Genomic DNA, 19,926 nt, shown 5'->3' on the forward strand with positions numbered 1-19,926 from the left:
CGCGCGCAGCGACGCGCGATGCGAATGATGTCGCCGCGCCGCCTGACTGGCGTTCAGAGATGATACTGTCGCGGTCACTCAGCCCTCTCCGCCTTGCAGCAGAATCTGTTTCCAGACCGAGGTTTCGTCAAACAACGTGTATTCACGGCGCAATTGCGGGTGGCCCGTGATCAACTCGCCGAACTCGGCATGGCTGATGCCCAGAACATAGACCTGAGTACCAGTCGGCGCACCAAAAACACCCCACCCGTCATGCTTGCCCCACAAGCTCCAGCGCACAGCGGCACGAGGGGCCATGTTCGGATCGTCGCGACCGATCTGGTGTTCGATTTTAAATTCGGCATTGGGGAAGCTGGCGCGCAGGCCCATCCAGAACCGGTCTACCGAGTCCCACCCGTGGCCCGTGACACCGCCGACATATTCGGACTGCACGGCGCGGTCATACTCGGCCTCGATCACGCGCATATCGGCGCTCATGATCCGGATCAGTATATCGGCATAGCGCTGACCCCATTCATTGTCGTTGCCAGTGCCCTTATAGGGTCCAGGTCTATCGGTTTCGGGCGTCAGCGGTTTGACGCAGTTCTCCGACCCACCTTCGCGCGCGATCAGGTCCGCGGCATATTCCTTGGGGTCCCAACCCATCTGCCGCACGATGGCACCCTGATCTCGGATCAGCCATTCATCGTTGATCTGATTGTCGATGGCATGGCAATCCGCCAGAATCCGGTAGCGCAGCTTGGTGCCGGTTGGCCTGCCATACACACCCTCGGCCAGATGCGTCGCGGTCGAGATGATCCGGTGAGAGCTCAGCATTCCGTCTTCGGGCGTACCAGACCAAATCACATCCTCGCCCAGAAGCTGCCGGTCAGGAAACTCGGCCAGCGTCGCCATGGTTGCGCCGATTACATTCTGGTTGCCCACGACCACCGACGCGGGCGACCGTACAACGATATCCTCGCTGTAATAGTCATGCAGTGTGGCTATACCCCGGTCTTCCCAGATTTCCTTGGTGATACCGATGATGTAATCCGGAAAATCCCGGAACTTCGGATCGAAGCCTTTCATGTCTCTGTCCTTTGTGGTGTCCACCCCTTTGGCAACCGGGCCGAGGTCCGCACGACCAATGGCCCATCAATGGCCACCTTGCGCGGCTCGATCGTCGCGGGGGAGTCGATATGTTCAAAAAGTGCGGCCACGGTTTCGGCCACCATCATGTTGGCCCGCTGCCGGATTGTCGTCAGGTTATAGGCGGGCCACCCGGCGGGCGGCACGTCATCATAACCCACGACCGAGACGTCCTCGGGCACGCGCAGGCCAAGTTCAAAACGGATCACATCCATCACCGCCAGGGCCATATGGTCGTTGGCAACAAATACGGCATCCGGTCTTTTGTTGGGGTCCACATCGAACATCCTGCGCGCGGCGGCGCGGGCGTTTTCGGTGTGAAACTCACCCACGTCATGGGCAAACAGGTCATGCCCGGCCGCGTTCAGCGCCGCGCGAAATCCGGCCTCGCGGTCACGCTGGGTCGAGGCGCCTTGCCAACCTGCGATGTAAGCAATCCGTTCATGGCCCCCCGCCACCAGGAACTCGGCCACTTTGCGACCACCCGCATAGTTGTCGGACGTGACGGTGGTGATCCCCTCAATATCCTGACTACGGTTGAACAGAACCACAGGAACGCCCGCCTGCTGGCAGCGCATGGCAATGTCCGATGACATTGGGACCGAGGCCAGAATGACCCCGTCCACCTGATAATCAAGGATCTCGTCCATCACATCGTCGATATTCCCGGCCGAGCGTGAAGCCATGAAAATCAAAACGTGGTAGCCCCGCTCTTGCAGGGCATTCGAAAGCTTCTCAAGCGCTTCGGGATAAAAGTAATTGTCCAGATACCCGACCACCAAGCCGATGATGCGGCTTTTGCCAGACACCATCGCCCGCGCCAGAACGTTAGGGCGATAGCCCAGTTTTGCCGCGGCCTCGCGCACCTTCTCTTCGGTCTTTTTGCTGACCGACGCACCGGGGGTAAACACCCGGCTGACCGCCGACTGACTAACACCGGCCAGCTGCGCAACTTGAAGAGAGGTGACTTTCTCGGGCATCAGTCCGCCGTCCACCCGCCGTCAATCAGCATCGAAGTCCCGGTGACAAGTGCCGAGGCGTCCGAGGCAAGGTATGTGACCGCACCCATGATGTCTTCAACCTCACCCACCCGGTCCAGCTTGATTTTCTCAAGTATCCAGGCGGCCCGCTCCGGATTTTCAAAAGTCGATTGGGTCAGTGGCGTGCGAATAAAGGTCGGGCAGATTGTGTTGATCCGAACGCGCTGCTTGCCCCATTCGATCGCCATGGCTTTGACCATGCCTTCCAAACCGTGTTTGGTTGCGCAGTAGAGCGCCCGGTCAACACCGCCCACGTGACCCATTTGGCTTGAGATGTGAATGATCGACCCCGGTTTGCCCGCGACCATCAATGCTTTGGCTGCATAGGCCGACAGGAAATAGGCGGATCGCAGGTTTACATCGGTGACGGCGTCGAAATCCTCGAGCGTCGTCTCAACCGCCGGGCTGTGGCGCGCGGTTCCGGCAGAGTTCACAACGACATCAAAGGCGCGGTCTTCGAACAGGTGTTTCAGAGCATCCAGGTCACCCTGATCCAAGACCGCGGCTTCGGCTGACCAGCCCTGCCCCTGCAACGCGGAAACGGTGTCAGCCAGGCGGTCGGCACCCCGCGCGGCACAGACCACGTGGGCGCCGGCCTCGGCCAGCGCCACGGCACAGCCCTGCCCGATCCCCGAGGACGCTCCAGTTACAAGGGCGGTTTTACCCTTTAGCGAAAACGAAGGAGTACGGGGCAGGTCAGTCATCAGCTCATTCCATCAGGCGTTTCAATACGGCCCAGATTCCGGGCCTTGTTGAATTCCCGCAGACGGGCAAAGACGTCAACGCCAAGCTGCCGATACGCATCAAGAAGATCAACCAGAACCCAGTTTTCGCGAATGCGGCCGTTTTCCAGCCGCCAGAAGTCGAGGCTGCGCATGGTGATCTTTTTGCCGGAAGGTGCGATCCCCAGCCAACCATCATGCGTCACCGTCTGGATCATATTGGGCCAGCCAGTCACCGCCGCGTATTCGCCATCGCCGAAGAAGTGATAGGTGATGTCATCCACGTACTGCCCGCGATCCGGCATACCGTTCAGGAACGGTATCTGGTGCCAGTTACGAAACCCAGCATAGCCGCGCCCGGTCCCGATCCCAGACGGGCCGTACCAGTTCATCCGCGGGTGCCAGAAATGCTCCATCTCCATAACTTCGGGTCCACCTTGCGACGGGTGCTTTTTCAGGTGTTCCAGCATGTCGATGATGTGCTGACAGGTCGCCTTGCCCTTGGCCGCATCATAGGGACCGGGTACAAAACCGTCCTGTGTCGCCGGTCCGGGCACATGCCATTCATGACCAAGGCTGGGGGCCATCGGCCAGGCGTTTGCCTGCATCATGACCTCAGGAATGTCCCAAAGCGCCTGAACCTCAACAACCTTGCCGTCCACGAACCGAAAGAATTCGTGGAACCGCATGGTCACTTGATGACCGGTTGGCGGAATATCAAGCCACTGACCCGTGAAAGTACCGGTATAGTAACCCCCGCAGCCGACCCAATCGGCGCCATCTTCATCCGGTCCGGCCATGACGATGTAGTCGCGCCGTTCGAGATCGGGCCAGGCTTCCAGGAGATCCTTGTAGGCGCGGTCATAAAATGCTTCGCCGCCAACGCTGTCCCCTAAAGGATGGCAAAGGTGGAACACGGCATTCTCAGCGGTAACATCAGCCAGCGCCTTGCGAACACCAGCCTCGGAAAAATCGTACATCGCGGCCCTAAGCGGTGCGATCAGAGCCTTGTGTTGGGTATGCGCGTCACTCATTCAGCAGCATCCCGATAGGGTGCGGGTTTGCCATAGGGGACATTGATGCCGCCATATCTGCGCACGCGAACATTGCATTGCTCGGCATGGCCAACGAAACCTTCCAGCATGCACAAGCGCGAGCCATATTCGCCGATCAGCGTCGCCGCCTCATCCGTCAGCACTTTCTGATAGCTGTGCGTCTTGAGGTACTTGCCTACCCAAAGCCCGCCGGTATAGCGCCCGGCTTTCTTCGTTGGAAGGGTATGGTTTGTTCCGATCACCTTGTCCCCGTTCGAGACATTGGTGCGCGGACCAAGGAACAACGCGCCGTAGCAGGTCATGTTTTCCAGGAACCAGTCATCGCGGTCAGTCATAACCTGAACATGCTCGGACGCGATGTCATCGGCGACATGCAACATCTCGTCATAGGTATCGCAGACGATCACTTCGCCATACTCGTCCCATGACACTTTTGCAGTGCCAGCCGTTGGCAGGATGCCAAGCAGGCGATCGACCTCGGCCATGGTGTCCTCGGCCAGTTTGCGCGAATTGGTCAGCAGCACGCAGGGGCTGTTATAGCCATGCTCAGCCTGACCCAGAAGGTCGGTTGCGCAGAGTTCCGCATCCGCAGCGGTCTCGTCGGCAATCACCATTGTTTCGGTCGGACCAGCAAACAGGTCGATACCGACACGGCCGAACAGTTGACGCTTGGCTTCGGCCACGAAGGCGTTGCCGGGGCCGACCAGCATGTGAACGGGGTCGATCGTCTCGGTCCCAATTGCCATAGCACCGATGGCCTGAATACCGCCCATGACATAAATCTCATGCGCCCCGCCCAGATGCATGGCCGCAATTACCGCTGGGTTGGGCTTGCCGTTGAACGGAGGCGTGCAAGCAATGATCCGGGGCACACCCGCGACCGAGGCCGTCGCCACCGACATATGCGCCGAGGCCACCATCGGGAACTTGCCGCCAGGCACGTAGCATCCGACCGACTGAACCGGGATATTCTTGTGGCCCAGAATGACACCGGGCAATGTCTCAACCTCGATATCCAGCATCGAGTCGCGCTGGGCCTGCGCAAAGTTTCGCACCTGTTCCTGCGCGAACTTGATATCAGCCAATTCACGGTCAGTCAGTTGACCAATGAGATCGTCGATCTCCTGCTTCGACAGCCGGAACGAGGTCGGGGAATAGTTGTCAAACTTCTCGCTCAGTTCACGCACGGCGGCATCGCCACGGGTTTCGATGTCTTTCAGCGTGGCCTCAACAACGGCCCGTGTCTTGGCGTCATCCTCGGCCCGGTCAGCGTCAGACTTCCCGCGTTTCAGATACTTGATTGTCATGTTTCCAATCCTCAGTTTTCGGGCCGGGGCGGAGTTTTTTCGCCCCGGTCAAATGCTTCCCAACCTTGCCCGTTGAACACGTCCACGCCCAACTGCGCCGCAACATGGGCGAAATCGACATTCACCCAATTGTCCACGATCTTGCCGTCGACCACTTTCCAGAAATCCATGTACCGAATCTCGACCCGTTTACCTGTCGGGGCGATACCCAGAAACTCGCCTGAATGGGTGGCCTCCTGACGGCCGAACGCAGCCGCCCATTCGCCCATGTACAGTCGGGCTTCGTCGATACAGGTCTTGTCCGAGAACGCCGCCTGAAACGGGCGCTGCCAGTTGTCCTGAAACTCTTTCAAACCGGTCTTGGTGCCGCAGCCCTGGTTGCCCATCCAGCGAAAACCCTGCGAAAAAAACTCGCCGATATCGTCAATTCGGTGGTCGTTCAGCCCATCGACCATGGTTTCGATGACATGGCGTGTTTCTTCCGTCTTGCTAAGGTCCGTGTCGCGGGTCAGAACCGCTTGTTCGGGGCGGGAACCTTTCATTCTTCATATCCTTTCAGGTTGTCCGGGGATGAGTTTTGAGGAGAAACCCCAAAGCTCAGGAAGTCCCGTGGCAACCTGTTTAAGGCAGGATGGCGCGCCATGGCGTTGTGTCGGGCGTGGTTGCTCATCAGCCTTTCACGGCTCCGGCGGTCAGGCCGCTTACGATTTGGCGTTGGAAGATCAGAACAAGAAAGATCAGCGGTGCAGTGATCGATACGGCAGCCGCCACGGCGACGACCTGATCGGTAGTCGTCGTTTCGCGGTTGAACATACCAACAATGGCCGGAACCATCGTCTGGTTCTGTGCGTCCAAAAGCAGCGACGTGACCAGAAAGTCGTTATATGCCAGCAGGAAGCTGAACAAACCCGTGGTGATAACACCCGGCCACATCACCGGCATGATAACACGCCGGAACGCCTGAAAGTGACTGCAACCGTCGACCCGCGCAGCCTCGTCCAGTTCGGACGGAATGTTCTGGAAAAACGACCGCAGCATCCAGATGGTAAAGGGCTGGTTTATCGCAACAAGTACCGCGATCACGGCAAATGGCTTACCGTAAAGCGTAGGCGCGTTTTCCCCAAGGATCGGGGCCAGCCATTCCGCCGATGAGATAAAGACCGGCAGGTAACCCGAAACCAGCACCGAAGGGGGCAAAGCCCGGAAAATCAGCGCAACAATCAGGATCCAAAACGCCAATGTCGAGCCGGAACGCGCCAGCCCATATCCGGCCAGTGTACCCACGGTCAGTGACAGCGTGACAACTCCAGTCGTTACGATCAGCGAGTTTTGGAAATTGTCGGAGAAGCCGCGGTCGATCCACACTGTCTTGTAGTGCTCGGTGGTCAGACCCAGCACATCTTTTCCAAGCGGGCCGAATATCGGGTTCAGCACACCCAGAACTGCGGGCAGGATTACGAAAAACACCAGCAGGAAGCCGACGATCACAACCAGTACACCGATCACCCACCCAAACCACGCTTGTCCGGGTTTGCTGTACGTCCTGACCATCGAGGGCAGCGTCTTCGTTGAAACGAGGATCGTACCCCAGAAAACCGCAATGCCCGCAATGATATCGAGTATCGATATTCCCTGCCCTTTGGCCAATGTTGCTGGCCCAAAGATGACGTTCAGCGCATTGCTGTCAAAAGCATCGACCGGCGATTTGAAGCTCATGACCGTAATCCAAAGGATCGGAAACACGGCCACGATGCACCAGAATGCAAGGAAGATATTCGACGTCAGCCTTAAGCTGAGGGGTTGGCGAAGCGCACGTGAAGACATCTTAGTGACCTCCTTTATGATCACGCCATGTCCGGCGCAGCGGGAAGATAAGCAGGATGACGACACCGATCATGGTCAGCATGGCACTGGCCGAGGCCCGGCTGATCGACCGGTTGCCGGCCTGATCAGGCACAAGGAAGTCGTAGGTCAGCCACTGCAGAGAGATGACGTATCCCTGGCTTGAGAAGCCGACGATTTCCTCAAACACCCGGTAGCTGTCCATCAGGTGAATCATCGACACGAAGATGATCAGCGGCATCAGATGCGGGATCACGATGTACTTCATCCGCTGCCAACGGGTCGCACCGTCGATTACCGCGCTTTCAAGGCTGTCCTGGTTGACGGTCTGCAATCCGGCATAGAACACTATGGCGGCAAAGGGCGCGACGTGCCAGACACGGTAGACCATCATCAGGATCTCGATCGTCCAGGCCTGTGCAAACAAGGCGATGTCGCGGTTCAGCCATGTCTCAAGCATCGCGGTCAGAATACCATCGCCCCGAAACAGCCAGTTGATCGACAGCACCCCAATCACGGGCGTGATAATGAAAGGCAGCAACGAGACGAAAATCACCGGTCCGCGAATGGCTCGGGCAGCATTGTTGATAAGGACCGCAATGCCCAGACCGCACCCAATCACCAACGGCAATGTAATCAGGGTGAACGTCAGGGTAAAACGCAACGCCTTCCAGAAGTTAATCGTGGACAACACGTTCCATTCGCCATTGCTGATCGCGCGCCAGGCCCGTTCAGGCTCAAGCACATTGCGATAGCTTTGCAGCCCTACGTATTCAGTTTGTGTGATGATCTCTCCGTGCTCGTCCAGTTTGGGCTGAGAGACCTGTTCCGTTATGCAAGTCTGTGTCAGGAAACCGGGCGTACAGGTTTCTATCTCTACCGTCTCATAAATCGGTTGCGTGATGTAGAAACTCTGCATGAACACGCTGATCAGAGGATACGCGATAAAGAGAAGCATCATAAAGACAGAAGGGCCGACAAAGGCGGCAAATGTCCGGAAATTCATGGCTCTGCCTTTCTCATGGTTCTCAGGGGAAGGCGCAGGAGGGCCGCGGCCCTCCCGCAGGAGGATCAGTTGGAGATCAGACCGGCTTCTTTGGCGGCGGTTGTATAGTCCGCCTCGATATCGGCCAGTGTTGTCTGGGCGTCCTTCGCACCGGTCAGGTAATCGGCAAGGCCGTTGCCCAAAGCGGTGTGCATGATGCCCATCGGTCCCGACGCCGGATAAGCCTTGGCGCCCGCTTCGGCGGATGCGGCAGCACCTGCGGCCAGTTCACCTGCGGAATAGGCAGGGCTTAGCCAGACGGCGGCATCATTGTTGGCACGAACCATGTCTTCATCCATGCCTTCAAGCGCAACGCGAAAAGCGGCATCAGCCTCTTCATCGCTCATGTTGGTGGCAAAAACGACCCCGTCCCACCAGACCGTGGTCGCAGGAGCGACCGAACCCATCGGGGCTGCCGCCATCGTAACCTTGCCAACCACCTGACTTTCGGCCTCGTCATTCATTGCCGCTGCACGGCTGGCCCAAAGGTTCGCCATGGCAATCTTGCCCTGCTGGAACTGCTGCTGAACGTAGGTGGAGTCAGACACGAGGTATTCCGGGTCCATGTATTCGGTCATGGCCTTCATCATTTCCAGCGCTGCGACGCCTTGGTCGTTGTTAATCGTCGGCATGTTTCCTTCGCCAAAGAACTCACCGCCTTCACCGAGGTACATGTTGACGAATTCCTGACCGAGGTTCCAACCGGTTTTGAAGGTGGCTCCGATCGGATATTCCATGACGCCTGCCTCTTTGATCTTGGCGGCAGCAGCCAGAACATCTGCGTACGTCTTGGGCTCTTCGATGCCCAGATCGGCCAGAACATCGCTGCGATACATCAGGTGCTGGGCATTAACCATCATCGCAATCGCCATGGTTTTGCCGTCGACCTTGATCAACTGGTTCGGCAGAAGGTTCTGACCGTATTTTTCGACCAGGTCATCCACCGGACGAATGGTTCCTGCATTGAGCAGAGGCACCAGTGTCGCGTTCGAGACACCGCCAATCTGATAAAGCGCCGGATCGGCCGCAAACGCTTCGGGCTGCTTTTCGCGGAACTCCTGGTCCAGCGAAGCAGTGAAGTTGCCGCATTCAGCCATCGCATCGGTCACGGCTTTCCAGGCTTCGAACCCTGCCGAAAGCGATTTCAACGGCACGTCATTTTCAAAGGCACAATCGGCCCACGCGCCACCTGCGGCAAGGGACATGGCACCTGCCATGAAAAGTGATTTGAGTTTCATGCGTTTCTCCCTGTCAGGATCGGTCCGTCGTCGACGTCCGGACCGGTGTTATGCCCGAATGGGCTGTTTCGGGGTTACTCCCCAATCCGCGCACCGCTTTCAGCTTCAAAGAGGTGACAGATTTCTGTTGGCACCGAGAACGAGACCGGCTCGCCTATCTCGGCGCGGAAAGATTTGTCGGCCTTGACCGAAACAAGGGCACCGCCAACCCGGACCGAGATCATGGTCGCGTCACCCAACAGCTCCAGCGTGTAGATCGGTGCGGAAATTTCACCATCGCCCTCGGCAAGGCTGGCGTCTTCGGCGCGAAAGCCTAACGTCATCGGGCCGTCCGGCGCATCAACCGGTATTTCCACATGCTTGGTACGGAACACTCCACCCGAGACCTCACCATCCATCAGGTTCATCGCGGGCGAGCCAATAAAGCTGGCTACGAATGTATTGGCGGGTCGGTCATAAATTTCGGTCGGGCTGCCCACTTGCTGCACAACACCCTGTTTCATCACCACGACACGGTCGGCCAAGGTCATCGCTTCGATCTGGTCATGGGTCACATAGATGGTTGTTACCGCAAGTTCATGGCTGAGGTTCTTGATCTGTGCGCGGGTCGACACCCGCAGCTTGGCATCAAGGTTCGACAGCGGCTCATCCATCAGGAACACGTTGGGTTCACGCACAATGGCGCGGGCCAAAGCCACACGCTGACGCTGACCGCCCGACAATTCAGCGGGCTTGCGATGCAGGAAGTCATCCAGCTCGACCATCGCGCTGGCGCGGCGGACCTTTTCGTCATGGGTCGACGGATCAATCCCCCGCACCTTCAGCGGAAAGCGGATGTTTTCGTAGACGTTCATGTTGGGATAAAGGGCGTAGCTTTGGAACACCATAGCGACATCGCGATCCTTTGGCTCCAGATCGTTGACGACCTTGCCGTCCACGAGAATGTCGCCCTCAGTTACGTCCTCAAGACCCGCAATCATACGCATCGTGGTTGTCTTGCCGCACCCTGACGGACCGAGAAGGACAAGGAATTCGCGGTCAGCGATGGTCAGGTCGAAATTGTGAACCCCCACGAACGAGCCCCAGCGCTTGCCAACGTTGCGCAATTGAATTTCCGCCATGGTGCCCCCTGCAAGGATTCGATTTGCATACGTTTGCAAAACTGTAATTCGGATATATCAAATCAGGCAAGACTTTTTTGCATACGTATGCAATTATACGCCCGAACACCGAGTCGGATTTACGGTTTTCAAACCTCAAACCACTGAAATGAAATGGAAAGCACTGTGGGATTCCAAGCCGAAAAAAAGTTGATCCTGTCCTTCTACGACGCACTCGACAGTGCAAGCGGGACCGACCTCACTACTGTCATGACCCGCTTCTGCGCGCCGAATCTGCTGTGGCGCGGCTTTCATCCATTTGACGAGATCACCGGCCCGCAAGAGGTTGCACGCAGGTTCTGGCAGCCCTTGAAACAGAGCCTCACACGGTTGCAGCGGCGGCAGGATATCTTTTTTGCAGGCGCCAACTCACTTAGCGATGACGGCGTATGGGTGGTGTCGATGGGGCACCTCATGGGTCTTTTCGATGCGGCATGGCTGGGGATTCGCCCCACTGGCAAGATGGCGTTTCTGCGTTACTGCGCATTCCACAAGGTCGCGGACGGTCAGATCACCGAAACGGCAATGTATTTCGACATTCCGCACCTGATGGTGCAAGCCGGTCAAAATCCGTTTCCGCCGCAAACCGCCGCGCATCTGGTGCAGCCGGGACCGATAACCCACGACGGTTTGCTATTCGAAGACCAACCCGCAGAAGAAGCGCAAAGAACGCTAAACGCCATCAACGCCATGATCGCGGATCTTGGGCAATGGGATAGCGGCCTGTCCCTGACCGACGAGCTGGCGCGCACATGGCATGACGATATGATCTGGTGGGGTCCCGAAGGCGTCGGTGCCACCTATACGATCGAACGCTACGCGCGGCAGCATTCCGGCCCGTTCCGCGCGGCTTTTACAGATAGGACGAAAACCAAGCATATCTGCCGTCTGGCCGAAGGGCACTATGGTGGTTTCTTCGGCTGGCCGAATTTTACGGCTGTACCTTCTGGCGGCTTCATGGGAATGCCCGCCACCGGAAAACCCGGTGAGTTCCGCGTAATCGATATCTATCGCCGGTCAGGTGACAAGCTGGCTGAAAACTGGATATTCATCGACCTCCTCCACTTCTGGAACCAACAAGGGGTGGATATTCTGACCCGCACAACAGGGATCGAAACACCATGAGGGTCGACGCGCATCACCATCTGTGGGATCTGAGCACCGTCCACTATCCCTGGCTGATGGAAAAGGGTGCCGTGCGTTTTTTCGGTGACCCAACGCCGATTCAGTGCGACTATCTTCTGCCCCGGTTTCGCAGTGATGCCGTGGGGTTTGATGCGTCGGTCCATATTCAGGTCGGCGCGTCAGACCCATGGGCCGAGGCGCAATGGATACAATCCGTTGCCGATGAAAACCCTGACTGGCCGCTTGTGCAGGTCGCGTTTTGCGACCTGACTTCGGATGATCCGAGCGCACAGCTTGACCGCTTGCAAACACTGCCTTCTGTGCGCGGTGTGCGCCAGATCGTCGGTCGCGCACCGGGTGAGGACCAAATATCCGGCACAAATGACCTGCTGGATAACCCCAAGTTTCTGGACGGGCTGAAACAGCTTGGCGATCGTGGCTTAAGCTTTGACCTACAACTGCTGCCGGAACTGATGGAACACACCGCAAGCGTTTTGGCGCAATCCCCCGCGACCCAAGTGGCGCTGTGCCATGCTGGCTCACCCCATGATCGGTCAGCGCAGGGGCTTGAAAGCTGGTCGCAGGCACTGCGGAACCTTTCGGGTCTGCCGCAGGTTACTTGCAAACTGTCCGGTCTTGGCATGTTTGATCACAACTGGAACGTCGACAGCGTCCGGCCCATCGTCGAAACATGCCTGAGCCAATTCGGGGCAAATCGCTGCATGTTCGGATCAAACTTTCCAGTGGATAGCCTGTCCTCCACTTATGCGGAACTGCTTGGCCGGCATACCGCTCTGGTTCCCGAAAAGCACCGCGACCAGGTTTTTGGGGCGACGGCCCGCCGGTTTTATCGCATGTGATTGGCGATGGTCAGGAAACCGACTGTTCCGACACGATCTCACCAAATCGCGTGAAGAACTTGCCTGATAACTTTTTGGCTGTTCCGGCGATCAAACGGCTGCCAAGCTGAGCGATCTTGCCGCCGACATCGACCTTGGCGGTATAGGCCAAAATCGTTTCCGATCCGTCCTCGGTCAGGGTGACATCGGCGCCGCCCTTGGCGAAACCCGCTGCCCCGCCCTTACCTTCACCGGTCAGCGAAAACCTCTCGGGCGCGTTGGAATTGTCCAGTGTGACCTCTCCGGCGAATTTTGCCTTGACCGGACCGATCTTGAGAACAACCTTCGCGGCAAGTTCCTCGGGTGAGTTCTGGGTCAGCTCTTCGCACCCCGGAATACACTCCTGCAGTATTTCGGGGTTGTTCAGAGCGCGATACACAACATCACGCGGTGCTGCGATTCGGATTTCATCACTCAGTTCCATTCAGATTTCCTTTGTTCAGCAACATCTCGGATAGACCAAAAGCGCAGTTTCCGTCGCTTCTTTCGGCGTTTGCTCAGGACGCAGGGGCCACAGGACCCGCAGGCGGTTAAGCGCGTTTCTCATCATCAGACGCCTCCGTCGTCTTATCACTGTTTCGCCACAGCACAATCTCGGCCAGGATCGACAAGGCAATTTCGTGCGGGTCAATCGCATGGATATCCAGACCCGCAGGTGATTTTAGCCGCCCTGCCCGCACCGGGTCCAACCCCTGAGCGATAAGTTTCGTCATCAAAGTATCAGCCTTTTGTCGGCTGGCCACCATGGAAACGCGCAAAGCATCGGTTTGCAACGCGGCTTTCAGAGCCGCGGCGTCACCGCGACCCTGAGAGGCAACCACAACGTAGTCGCGCGCCTCGACGCCCAACTGCCCGATAGACTCCTGTGTAAAGCGCTGAAAATCCCCTTCGATCTCGGCACTTTCGCTTATGCAAACACGGAACCCTGATAATGCCCCATGCGCAGCAAGCGCCTTGGCAATCAGCGACTCGCCAAAGATCACAAGCCTTGGTGCGTGTTGATAAGGTTCCACAAGCAGATCGACGGTACCACCTGACGGGCAGCCGCTTTTGAATGTCTGTACACCATCAGGATCGGTCATATTCACCACCTTGTCCGAAGGTTTCACACGGATCATTCGCGGCGCACCACTGCTCAAGGCCTCCTGAGCCGAGGCCCGAACAGCCCGTTGAACGCAGGCCCCGCCGAGATGCCCCAAAATGCGCCCGTCCCGAGTGATTGCGGCTTTGGCCCCGGCCTTGGCCGAGGTTGCATCCGCCGTTCGTAACACCGTAGCGACACAGAACGCCTCATCCGTTTTGCGCAACTGTTCAATGGTGTCGAAGATGTCGAAACTTCCCATACCAGACTCCTCTCACAGCTTTCGGAACTGCGGCTCTAGCGCTGCCAAGGCTTCAAGCGTGTTGGCAGGCAGATGCGCATCCAGGTAGGGTTTGGCCTCCTGCATCGCCGCGGCGATGGGCTGATAGTCCCGCCAGCCTTTTAGCGGGTTCAACCAAACGATCCGCCTTGCCTTGCGGCGGATACGCGCCAGCACATCGCCCAGCGCCTTCGGATCCGAACTGCAATACCCATCAGACAGGATCAGCACGATGGTTCGACCATTCAGTGCCCGCGCACCATAGCCTTTCAGAAAGGTGTTGAGGCTCCCCGAGATATCGGTTCCACCGCCGAACCCTTCGGCCATCAGCGACAGCCTCCCAGCAGCGCGCAGAGTATCATGGTCGCGCAAGGCGTCTGTGACCCGCATCAGGCGCGTGTGGAACAGATAGGCATCCGCCTGCGTCCCGCTGCTAATCAACCCTTTGAGAAAGGCCAGAAAGACTCGCGAATAAACGGTCATCGACCCACTGACATCACACAGCGCCACGATCTTCATAGGGCGCGGTGGACGAGCGCGGTGAAAGAGGTCAATCGGCTCTCCGCCCCGCGCGAGGCTGGCGCGTTGAATGCGACGAATATCCAGCGCCGGGCCGCGAAGTGCCTGTTTACGTCTGCGCGAGCGCCTGTCGCGAATTGCACGCGCTATCGCAATAGCAGCCTTTTCTGCCTGCAATAGGCTCTGTTCGTCCAACAACTCGCGCAGGTCTTGACGCGATAGGTCGGCCTGACGGGTTGCAACAAGCTTCCCGTCTATCCCCGTGGCCGACCCATCGCGCGGATCAGCTGTGGCCTTCTGATCCGTATCCGAGTTCTCACCCTTTTCTGTCTGGTCGTTTTGTTGCCAGATCATTGGCTTTGCGGCTTGAACCCGGACATGTGACGTCTGTGCCGCGCCTTTGCGTTGTTTGCCCATATTGAACCAATAAGCATCGAAAAGATCATCAAATCGCCGCCAGTCTTCGGAATCGCCAGCCAATACGGCGCATAGGGCTTGCCGCGCTTGCTGTACGTCGGTCGCGTTGACCGCAGCTAGGGCAGCCAGCGCATCCCCGGTTTCCCGCGGCCCGACACGCAAGCCATTCATGCGAAGATGAGCGATAAATCCCGACATACGGTCAGAAAGACCGTCGGCACGAGAGGGGAAACGCGTAACCTGCATCACGCCACTTTCCCGATAAGCCGGTCCATCACTTCCGGCGGGGCCGCATCATAGTCGGCGGCGGTTTTCAGCAAGCAGACAAGCGTTGCCTGTACCTCATCCCTTGATTTGGCAAGATCGTTGACCCCCAGACCAGACAGTGCCGCAGCCCAGTCCAGCATCTCGGCAATGCCGGGGGTTTTCTCAAGCTCTTCTTTCCGCAGCGCCTGCACGACACCGATGATCTGGCGAGCCAGTCTTTCCTCGACCTTCGGCATCCGAGAGCGCAAGATGGCAAGTTCCGTATCGCGTGACGGGTAGTCGAGAAAACTGTACAGGCACCTGCGCCGCAAGGCGTCGGACAGATCCCGCGTACCATTCGCGGTGAGAATGACGATTGGCTTTACCCGTGCCGAAATCGTGCCCAACTCGGGTATCGTGATCTGAAAATCGGACAATATTTCAAGAAGGTACGCTTCGAACTCCTCGTCCGCGCGATCAATCTCATCAATCAGAAGAACCGGGGGGTTGTCTTCTGATATAGCCTCTAACAAAGGTCTTTTCAGTAAATACTCATCAGAAAACAGCTGTGCTTCACTGGTCGCACCCTGCGCTTCACTGGCCCGGATCGCTAGTAGCTGGCGTTGATAATTCCACTCGTAAATTGCGTGACTGGCGTCCAGTCCCTCGTAGCACTGCAAGCGGATCAATCGAGTATCGCGCCAAGCAGCCAGCGCCTTGGCCACTTCGGTCTTGCCCACACCCGCAGGACCTTCCAGCAACAAAGGCCGACCCAGGCTGTCTGCCAGATGCAGCGCCATTGCCAGGCGGTCATCGGCCACATACCCCTGCTTTGCCAATCCGTTCTTTACGTCACTCAGCGTCACAACCAGGATCCACTCTTCATCTGGCCAAAAATATCCCGGGGGAGGTTCGGAGGGGGTAGAACCCCCTCCGTTTGATCGGACCGGCTAGGCCGGTTCGAAATCGATTACCCGTGCATCCCAAGCCCATTCGCAATTTTCCAGATCCGCCAATGGTCATGCGGCATGTGGCTTTGAACCAGCCCGAACGGCTTGAACGCATCATGAACCGCATTCGAAAATGCAGGCACGCCACCTACATTCGGGCTTTCCCCAACGCCTTTTGCACCAATCGGATGGTGTGGTGAGGGCGTAACGGTGTGATCAGTCGTGTAGTTGGGCGTTTCCCATGCAGTTGGAAGGAAGAAATCCATCAACGTACCGGTTTTCACATTGCCCATGTCATCATAGGCGATCTCCTGACCCATTGCGATAGCCAGCGCCTCGGTCACCCCACCATGGACTTGGCCTTCGATGATCATCGGGTTGATGCGGGTGCCGCAATCATCCAGCGCATAGAATTGCCGGACCTCCCATTCGCCGGTATCCACGTCGATCTCCATGACGCAAATATAAGCACCGAACGGATAGGTCATGTTCGGCGGGTCATAGTAGCTGACGGCCTCCAAACCCGGCTCAAGCCCAGGTATAGCCTGATTGTAGGCAGCGAAGGCGATGTCCTTCATGGTCTTGAACCGTTCGGGCGCGCCTTTGACGGCGAACCGGTCCACGTCCCATTCGACATCGTCGTCATGCACCTCAAGCAGATAGGCCGCGATCATCTGAGCCTTGGCGCGGATTTTGCGTGCCGCCATGGCCGTTGCCGCTCCGGCCACAGGCGTGGACCGAGACCCATATGTGCCAAGCCCATAAGGCGCGGTGTCGGTATCGCCTTCCTCCAGCGTGATGTCATCGGCGGGCAGGCCGATCTCACTCGCGATGATCTGGGCAAAGGTCGTGGCATGGCCCTGCCCTTGGCTGATCGTCCCCAGCCGCGCGATGGCCGAACCTGTTGGGTGGATGCGAATCTCGCAACTGTCGAACATGCCCAGCCCAAGGATGTCGCAGTTCTTTACCGGCCCAGCGCCCACGATTTCCGTGAAATGCGTCAGACCAATCCCCAGCAGTTTACGGGTTTTGCCAGCCTTGAAGTCCTCGATCCGCTGCGCCTGTTCCGCCCGCAGACCTTCATAATCGACCGCCTTCAGCGCCTTGTCCCACGCGGTATGATAATCGCCCGAGTCATATTCCCAACCCAGCGCAGACTGGTAAGGGAACTGATCAGCCTTGATAAAGTTGATCCGGCGCAGCTCGGCCGCGTCCATGTTCAGCTTGATGGCCAGAACCTCAATCATCCGTTCGATGAAATAAGCAGCCTCGGTGACCCGGAAGGAACAGCGATAAGCGACCCCGCCCGGAGCTTTGTTGGTATAGACGCCGTCAACAGCCAGATAAGCGGTGGGAATATCATAGGATCCGGTGCAGATGTTCATGAACCCAGCCGGGAACTTGGTCGGATCAGCACAGGCATCGAACCCGCCATGATCCGCTGTTGTGTGGCACCACAGCCCGGTGATCTTGCCATCCTTGGTGGCCGCGATCTTACCCTGCATCCAGTAGTCGCGGGCAAAGGCGGTGGTCATCAGGTTCTCCATCCGATCCTCAACCCATTTCACTGGCTTGCCGGTCACGATGGAGGCCACGACCGAGCAAACATAGCCCGCATAGGCGCCGACCTTGTTACCGAACCCACCTCCGATATCGGGGCTGATGACGCGGATGTTGTGCTCGGCGATACCTGAGATCAGAGACACAACCGTTCGGATCGCGTGCGGCGCCTGAAATGTGCCATAGAGGGTCAGCTTACCCGTCACCTTGTCCATTGAGGCCACGCAGCCGCAGGTTTCCAGCGGACAGGGGTGGGTGCGGTGGTAGTAAACCATTTCCTCGGCGACCACATCGGCCTCGGCCAGAATGGCCTCGGTCGCGTCCTTGTCGCCCTGCTCCCAGGTGAAGATGTGGTTGTGATGCTTGCGCGGGCCGTGGGCGCCTTCGGTCTGGCCTTCAAGGTCCTCGCGCAGCACCACGTCTGACTTCAGCGCTCGGAACGGGTCGGTCAGAACCGGCAATTCCTCGTATTCAACCTCCACCAGCTCGACCGCGTCCGCTGCGATGTACCGGTCTTCGGCAACCACATAAGCCACCTCCTGACCTTGGAACAGCACCTTCCCGTCTGCCAGTACCATCTGCTTGTCACCTGCCAGGGTCGGCATCCAGTGCAGACCCAACGGAGCCAGATCTTCGGCGGTCAAAACCGCAACAACACCGGGCAATGCCAGCGCTGCCTCTTTATTCACGCTGACCACGCGGGCGTGTGCGTAAGGCGAGCGGACAAAGTCACCAAACAGCATCCCGTCAAGCTTAATGTCATCGACATAATTTCCCTTGCCTTGGGTAAAGCGCACATCTTCGACACGCTTACGGGCGCAACCCATACCTTTGAGGTTGGCGGCGCGTTCTTCGGGGGTCAAAGTCTGGTCGTTCATTCCGCGGCCTCCACTTTTGTTTGCCCTACCGCTTCGCTACCTGAGGGCTCTTGAGCGTTCAGAATGTCAGCCGAGGCCGAGATCGCCTTGACGATGTTTTGGTATCCGGTGCAGCGGCACAGATTCCCGGCCATTCCGAAACGGATTTCTTCCTCGGTCGGGTTCGGGTTTTCCTGCAACAGGCGATGCGCGCGGGTGATCATACCCGGCGTGCAGAAGCCGCATTGCAACCCGTGATGCTCGCGGAACATTTCCTGAAGAACACCGAGGCTGCCATCTTCATTGGCTAACCCTTCGACTGTGGTGATATCTGCACCGTTCACCTGCGCCACGAAGGTTGTGCAGGATTTGACTGACTTACCGTCTATGTCCACGGTGCAGGCCCCGCAGTGGCTGGTCTCACAACCAATATGAGGGCCGGTAATTTTCAGATCTTCCCGCAGGAAATGGATCAACAGCGTGCGCGGCTCGGCCAGCCCTTCAACCTGCTTTCCGTTCACGGTGAGTTTGACATGCATTTTCGACATTTCTATCTCCCCTCAACCCGCGCGGCTTTGCGCGCGGTCGATGGCACGGCGCAGCATCACGGCGGCCACGTGTTTCTTGAACTCAACAGGCCCGCGGTTGTCGGCCACCGGGTCGATGTCACCCAACATCGCAGCAACGCAGCCCTCGACATTGCCGTCGGCCAAAGCTTTGCTGGCGCTTTCGGACCAGACCGGCGTGTCGGCCAAGTTGGTCATCGCGACCGATGCCGTTCCCTTGCCAACCATCACTGCGGCGGCGGCGGTGGCATAATCACCAATCTTACGTTTCTGCTTTTCATACGCCTGCCCTACGCCCGATCCCGGAACCGGGATCGTGATGCGGGTTAGGATTTCCTCATCCTCACGGGCCGTGAAATACGCGGCTTCGTAGAAATCGCGCGCGGCTACGCTGCGCGAGCCATCCGGGCCGGACAATTCAAACACCGCGTTGAGGCACTGCATCAGCCCCGGCATGTCATTGCCCGGATCGCCATTTGCAACGTTGCCACCTACCGTCCCCATGTAACGCACCTGAGGGTCGGCGATCTGCAACGCGGCCTCTCGGATCAGCGGAATTGCCTTTGCCAAACCATCGTGGGTGATCAACTCATGCTGCGTGACCATCGCACCCAGCGAGACTGTGTCTGTGCCGATATCAATGCCCTTAAGCTCCTCGATGGCCTGTAAGTCGACAAGATGGCCCATCTCAGCCATACGCAGCTTCATCATCGGGATCAGGCTGTGCCCACCCGCGATAACCCGCGCCTCGTCTCCGTGTTCCTGAAGAATGCCAATGGCCGAGGCGATGTCGCCTGGCCGGTGATACTCGAAACCGGCTGGTATCATGCTTTTCCTCCCTGGGTCCGGACTCATTTGCCTTGGGGGACCTGACAGCAGGAAAAGACGG

Annotated in this window: 19 protein-coding genes; 2 read left to right on the forward strand and 17 right to left on the reverse strand. The window is 57.9% G+C overall.

Features of this window, described 5'->3' with window-relative positions; translation table 11 throughout:
- Positions 1 to 78 precede the first annotated feature (78 nt).
- The 10 genes from LCM21_RS14535 to LCM21_RS14580 all read right to left on the reverse strand — a co-directional run bounded on the left by LCM21_RS14535 (position 79) and on the right by LCM21_RS14580 (position 10,498).
- On the reverse strand, positions 79 to 1,068 hold the full coding sequence (locus tag LCM21_RS14535; protein ID WP_224891251.1) for a nuclear transport factor 2 family protein: 990 nt from the start codon (positions 1,066 to 1,068) through the stop codon (positions 79 to 81).
- Complete coding sequence (locus LCM21_RS14540; protein ID WP_068340866.1) at positions 1,065 to 2,108, reverse strand: LacI family DNA-binding transcriptional regulator; 1,044 nt, start codon at positions 2,106 to 2,108, stop codon at positions 1,065 to 1,067. The genes LCM21_RS14535 and LCM21_RS14540 overlap by 4 nt, the downstream gene beginning before the upstream one ends.
- Positions 2,108 to 2,872 (reverse strand): SDR family NAD(P)-dependent oxidoreductase, encoded by a 765-nt coding sequence (locus LCM21_RS14545; protein WP_224891252.1) that lies wholly within the window; start codon positions 2,870 to 2,872, stop codon positions 2,108 to 2,110. Before LCM21_RS14545 ends, LCM21_RS14540 begins: the two co-directional genes overlap by 1 nt.
- Positions 2,872 to 3,924, reverse strand: a complete 1,053-nt coding sequence (locus tag LCM21_RS14550) for an ester cyclase (protein WP_224891253.1) — start codon at positions 3,922 to 3,924, stop codon at positions 2,872 to 2,874. The genes LCM21_RS14545 and LCM21_RS14550 overlap by 1 nt, the downstream gene beginning before the upstream one ends.
- Positions 3,921 to 5,252: a histidinol dehydrogenase gene (hisD, locus tag LCM21_RS14555; protein ID WP_224891254.1), complete on the reverse strand. Its 1,332-nt coding sequence runs from the start codon at positions 5,250 to 5,252 to the stop codon at positions 3,921 to 3,923. The genes LCM21_RS14550 and hisD overlap by 4 nt, the downstream gene beginning before the upstream one ends.
- 11 nt (positions 5,253 to 5,263) lie before the next feature.
- Positions 5,264 to 5,794 carry an ester cyclase gene (locus LCM21_RS14560; RefSeq protein WP_068340853.1) on the reverse strand — a complete coding sequence of 177 codons (531 nt, stop codon included), beginning with the start codon at positions 5,792 to 5,794 and terminating at the stop codon, positions 5,264 to 5,266.
- 127 nt (positions 5,795 to 5,921) lie between these two features.
- Complete coding sequence (locus LCM21_RS14565) at positions 5,922 to 7,076, reverse strand: carbohydrate ABC transporter permease (protein WP_224891255.1); 1,155 nt, start codon at positions 7,074 to 7,076, stop codon at positions 5,922 to 5,924.
- 1 nt (position 7,077) lies between these two features.
- Positions 7,078 to 8,100, reverse strand: coding sequence for a carbohydrate ABC transporter permease (locus LCM21_RS14570; RefSeq protein ID WP_224891256.1), 1,023 nt, complete (start codon positions 8,098 to 8,100; stop codon positions 7,078 to 7,080).
- A 65-nt stretch (positions 8,101 to 8,165) separates the two neighbouring features.
- On the reverse strand, positions 8,166 to 9,377 hold the full coding sequence (locus LCM21_RS14575) for an ABC transporter substrate-binding protein (protein ID WP_224891257.1): 1,212 nt from the start codon (positions 9,375 to 9,377) through the stop codon (positions 8,166 to 8,168).
- A gap of 74 nt (positions 9,378 to 9,451) precedes the next feature.
- Positions 9,452 to 10,498, reverse strand: a complete 1,047-nt coding sequence (locus LCM21_RS14580; RefSeq protein WP_068340842.1) for an ABC transporter ATP-binding protein — start codon at positions 10,496 to 10,498, stop codon at positions 9,452 to 9,454.
- Between the two features lie 153 nt (positions 10,499 to 10,651).
- Here LCM21_RS14580 and LCM21_RS14585 point away from each other — a divergent pair, with 153 nt between their 5' ends.
- Both LCM21_RS14585 and LCM21_RS14590 read left to right on the forward strand, forming a co-directional pair.
- Entirely contained in the window at positions 10,652 to 11,662 is a 1,011-nt protein-coding gene (locus LCM21_RS14585) for a nuclear transport factor 2 family protein (RefSeq protein ID WP_404818128.1), read from the forward strand.
- Positions 11,659 to 12,522 (forward strand): amidohydrolase family protein, encoded by an 864-nt coding sequence (locus LCM21_RS14590; RefSeq protein ID WP_224891259.1) that lies wholly within the window; start codon positions 11,659 to 11,661, stop codon positions 12,520 to 12,522. The genes LCM21_RS14585 and LCM21_RS14590 overlap by 4 nt, the downstream gene beginning before the upstream one ends.
- 10 nt (positions 12,523 to 12,532) lie before the next feature.
- On the opposite strand, the gene LCM21_RS14595 is transcribed toward LCM21_RS14590, so the two are convergent.
- From LCM21_RS14595 to LCM21_RS14625, 7 genes are all read right to left on the reverse strand, one after another.
- Positions 12,533 to 12,985: an SRPBCC family protein gene (locus LCM21_RS14595; RefSeq protein ID WP_224891260.1), complete on the reverse strand. Its 453-nt coding sequence runs from the start codon at positions 12,983 to 12,985 to the stop codon at positions 12,533 to 12,535.
- 106 nt (positions 12,986 to 13,091) lie between these two features.
- Positions 13,092 to 13,904, reverse strand: a complete 813-nt coding sequence (locus LCM21_RS14600; RefSeq protein ID WP_224891261.1) for an XdhC family protein — start codon at positions 13,902 to 13,904, stop codon at positions 13,092 to 13,094.
- A 12-nt stretch (positions 13,905 to 13,916) separates the two neighbouring features.
- Positions 13,917 to 15,104 (reverse strand): vWA domain-containing protein, encoded by a 1,188-nt coding sequence (locus LCM21_RS14605; protein WP_224891262.1) that lies wholly within the window; start codon positions 15,102 to 15,104, stop codon positions 13,917 to 13,919.
- Positions 15,104 to 15,970: an AAA family ATPase gene (locus LCM21_RS14610; RefSeq protein WP_224891263.1), complete on the reverse strand. Its 867-nt coding sequence runs from the start codon at positions 15,968 to 15,970 to the stop codon at positions 15,104 to 15,106. Before LCM21_RS14610 ends, LCM21_RS14605 begins: the two co-directional genes overlap by 1 nt.
- A gap of 104 nt (positions 15,971 to 16,074) precedes the next feature.
- Positions 16,075 to 18,492, reverse strand: a complete 2,418-nt coding sequence (locus LCM21_RS14615) for an aerobic carbon-monoxide dehydrogenase large subunit (RefSeq protein ID WP_224891264.1) — start codon at positions 18,490 to 18,492, stop codon at positions 16,075 to 16,077.
- Positions 18,489 to 19,019 (reverse strand): (2Fe-2S)-binding protein, encoded by a 531-nt coding sequence (locus LCM21_RS14620; protein WP_224891265.1) that lies wholly within the window; start codon positions 19,017 to 19,019, stop codon positions 18,489 to 18,491. Before LCM21_RS14620 ends, LCM21_RS14615 begins: the two co-directional genes overlap by 4 nt.
- A gap of 12 nt (positions 19,020 to 19,031) precedes the next feature.
- Entirely contained in the window at positions 19,032 to 19,865 is an 834-nt protein-coding gene (locus LCM21_RS14625) for an FAD binding domain-containing protein (protein ID WP_224891266.1), read from the reverse strand.
- Positions 19,866 to 19,926 lie beyond the last annotated feature (61 nt).

The sequence above is a fragment of the Ruegeria profundi genome, from assembly GCF_020171505.1.
In the GTDB taxonomy this organism is placed as follows: domain Bacteria; phylum Pseudomonadota; class Alphaproteobacteria; order Rhodobacterales; family Rhodobacteraceae; genus Ruegeria; species Ruegeria profundi.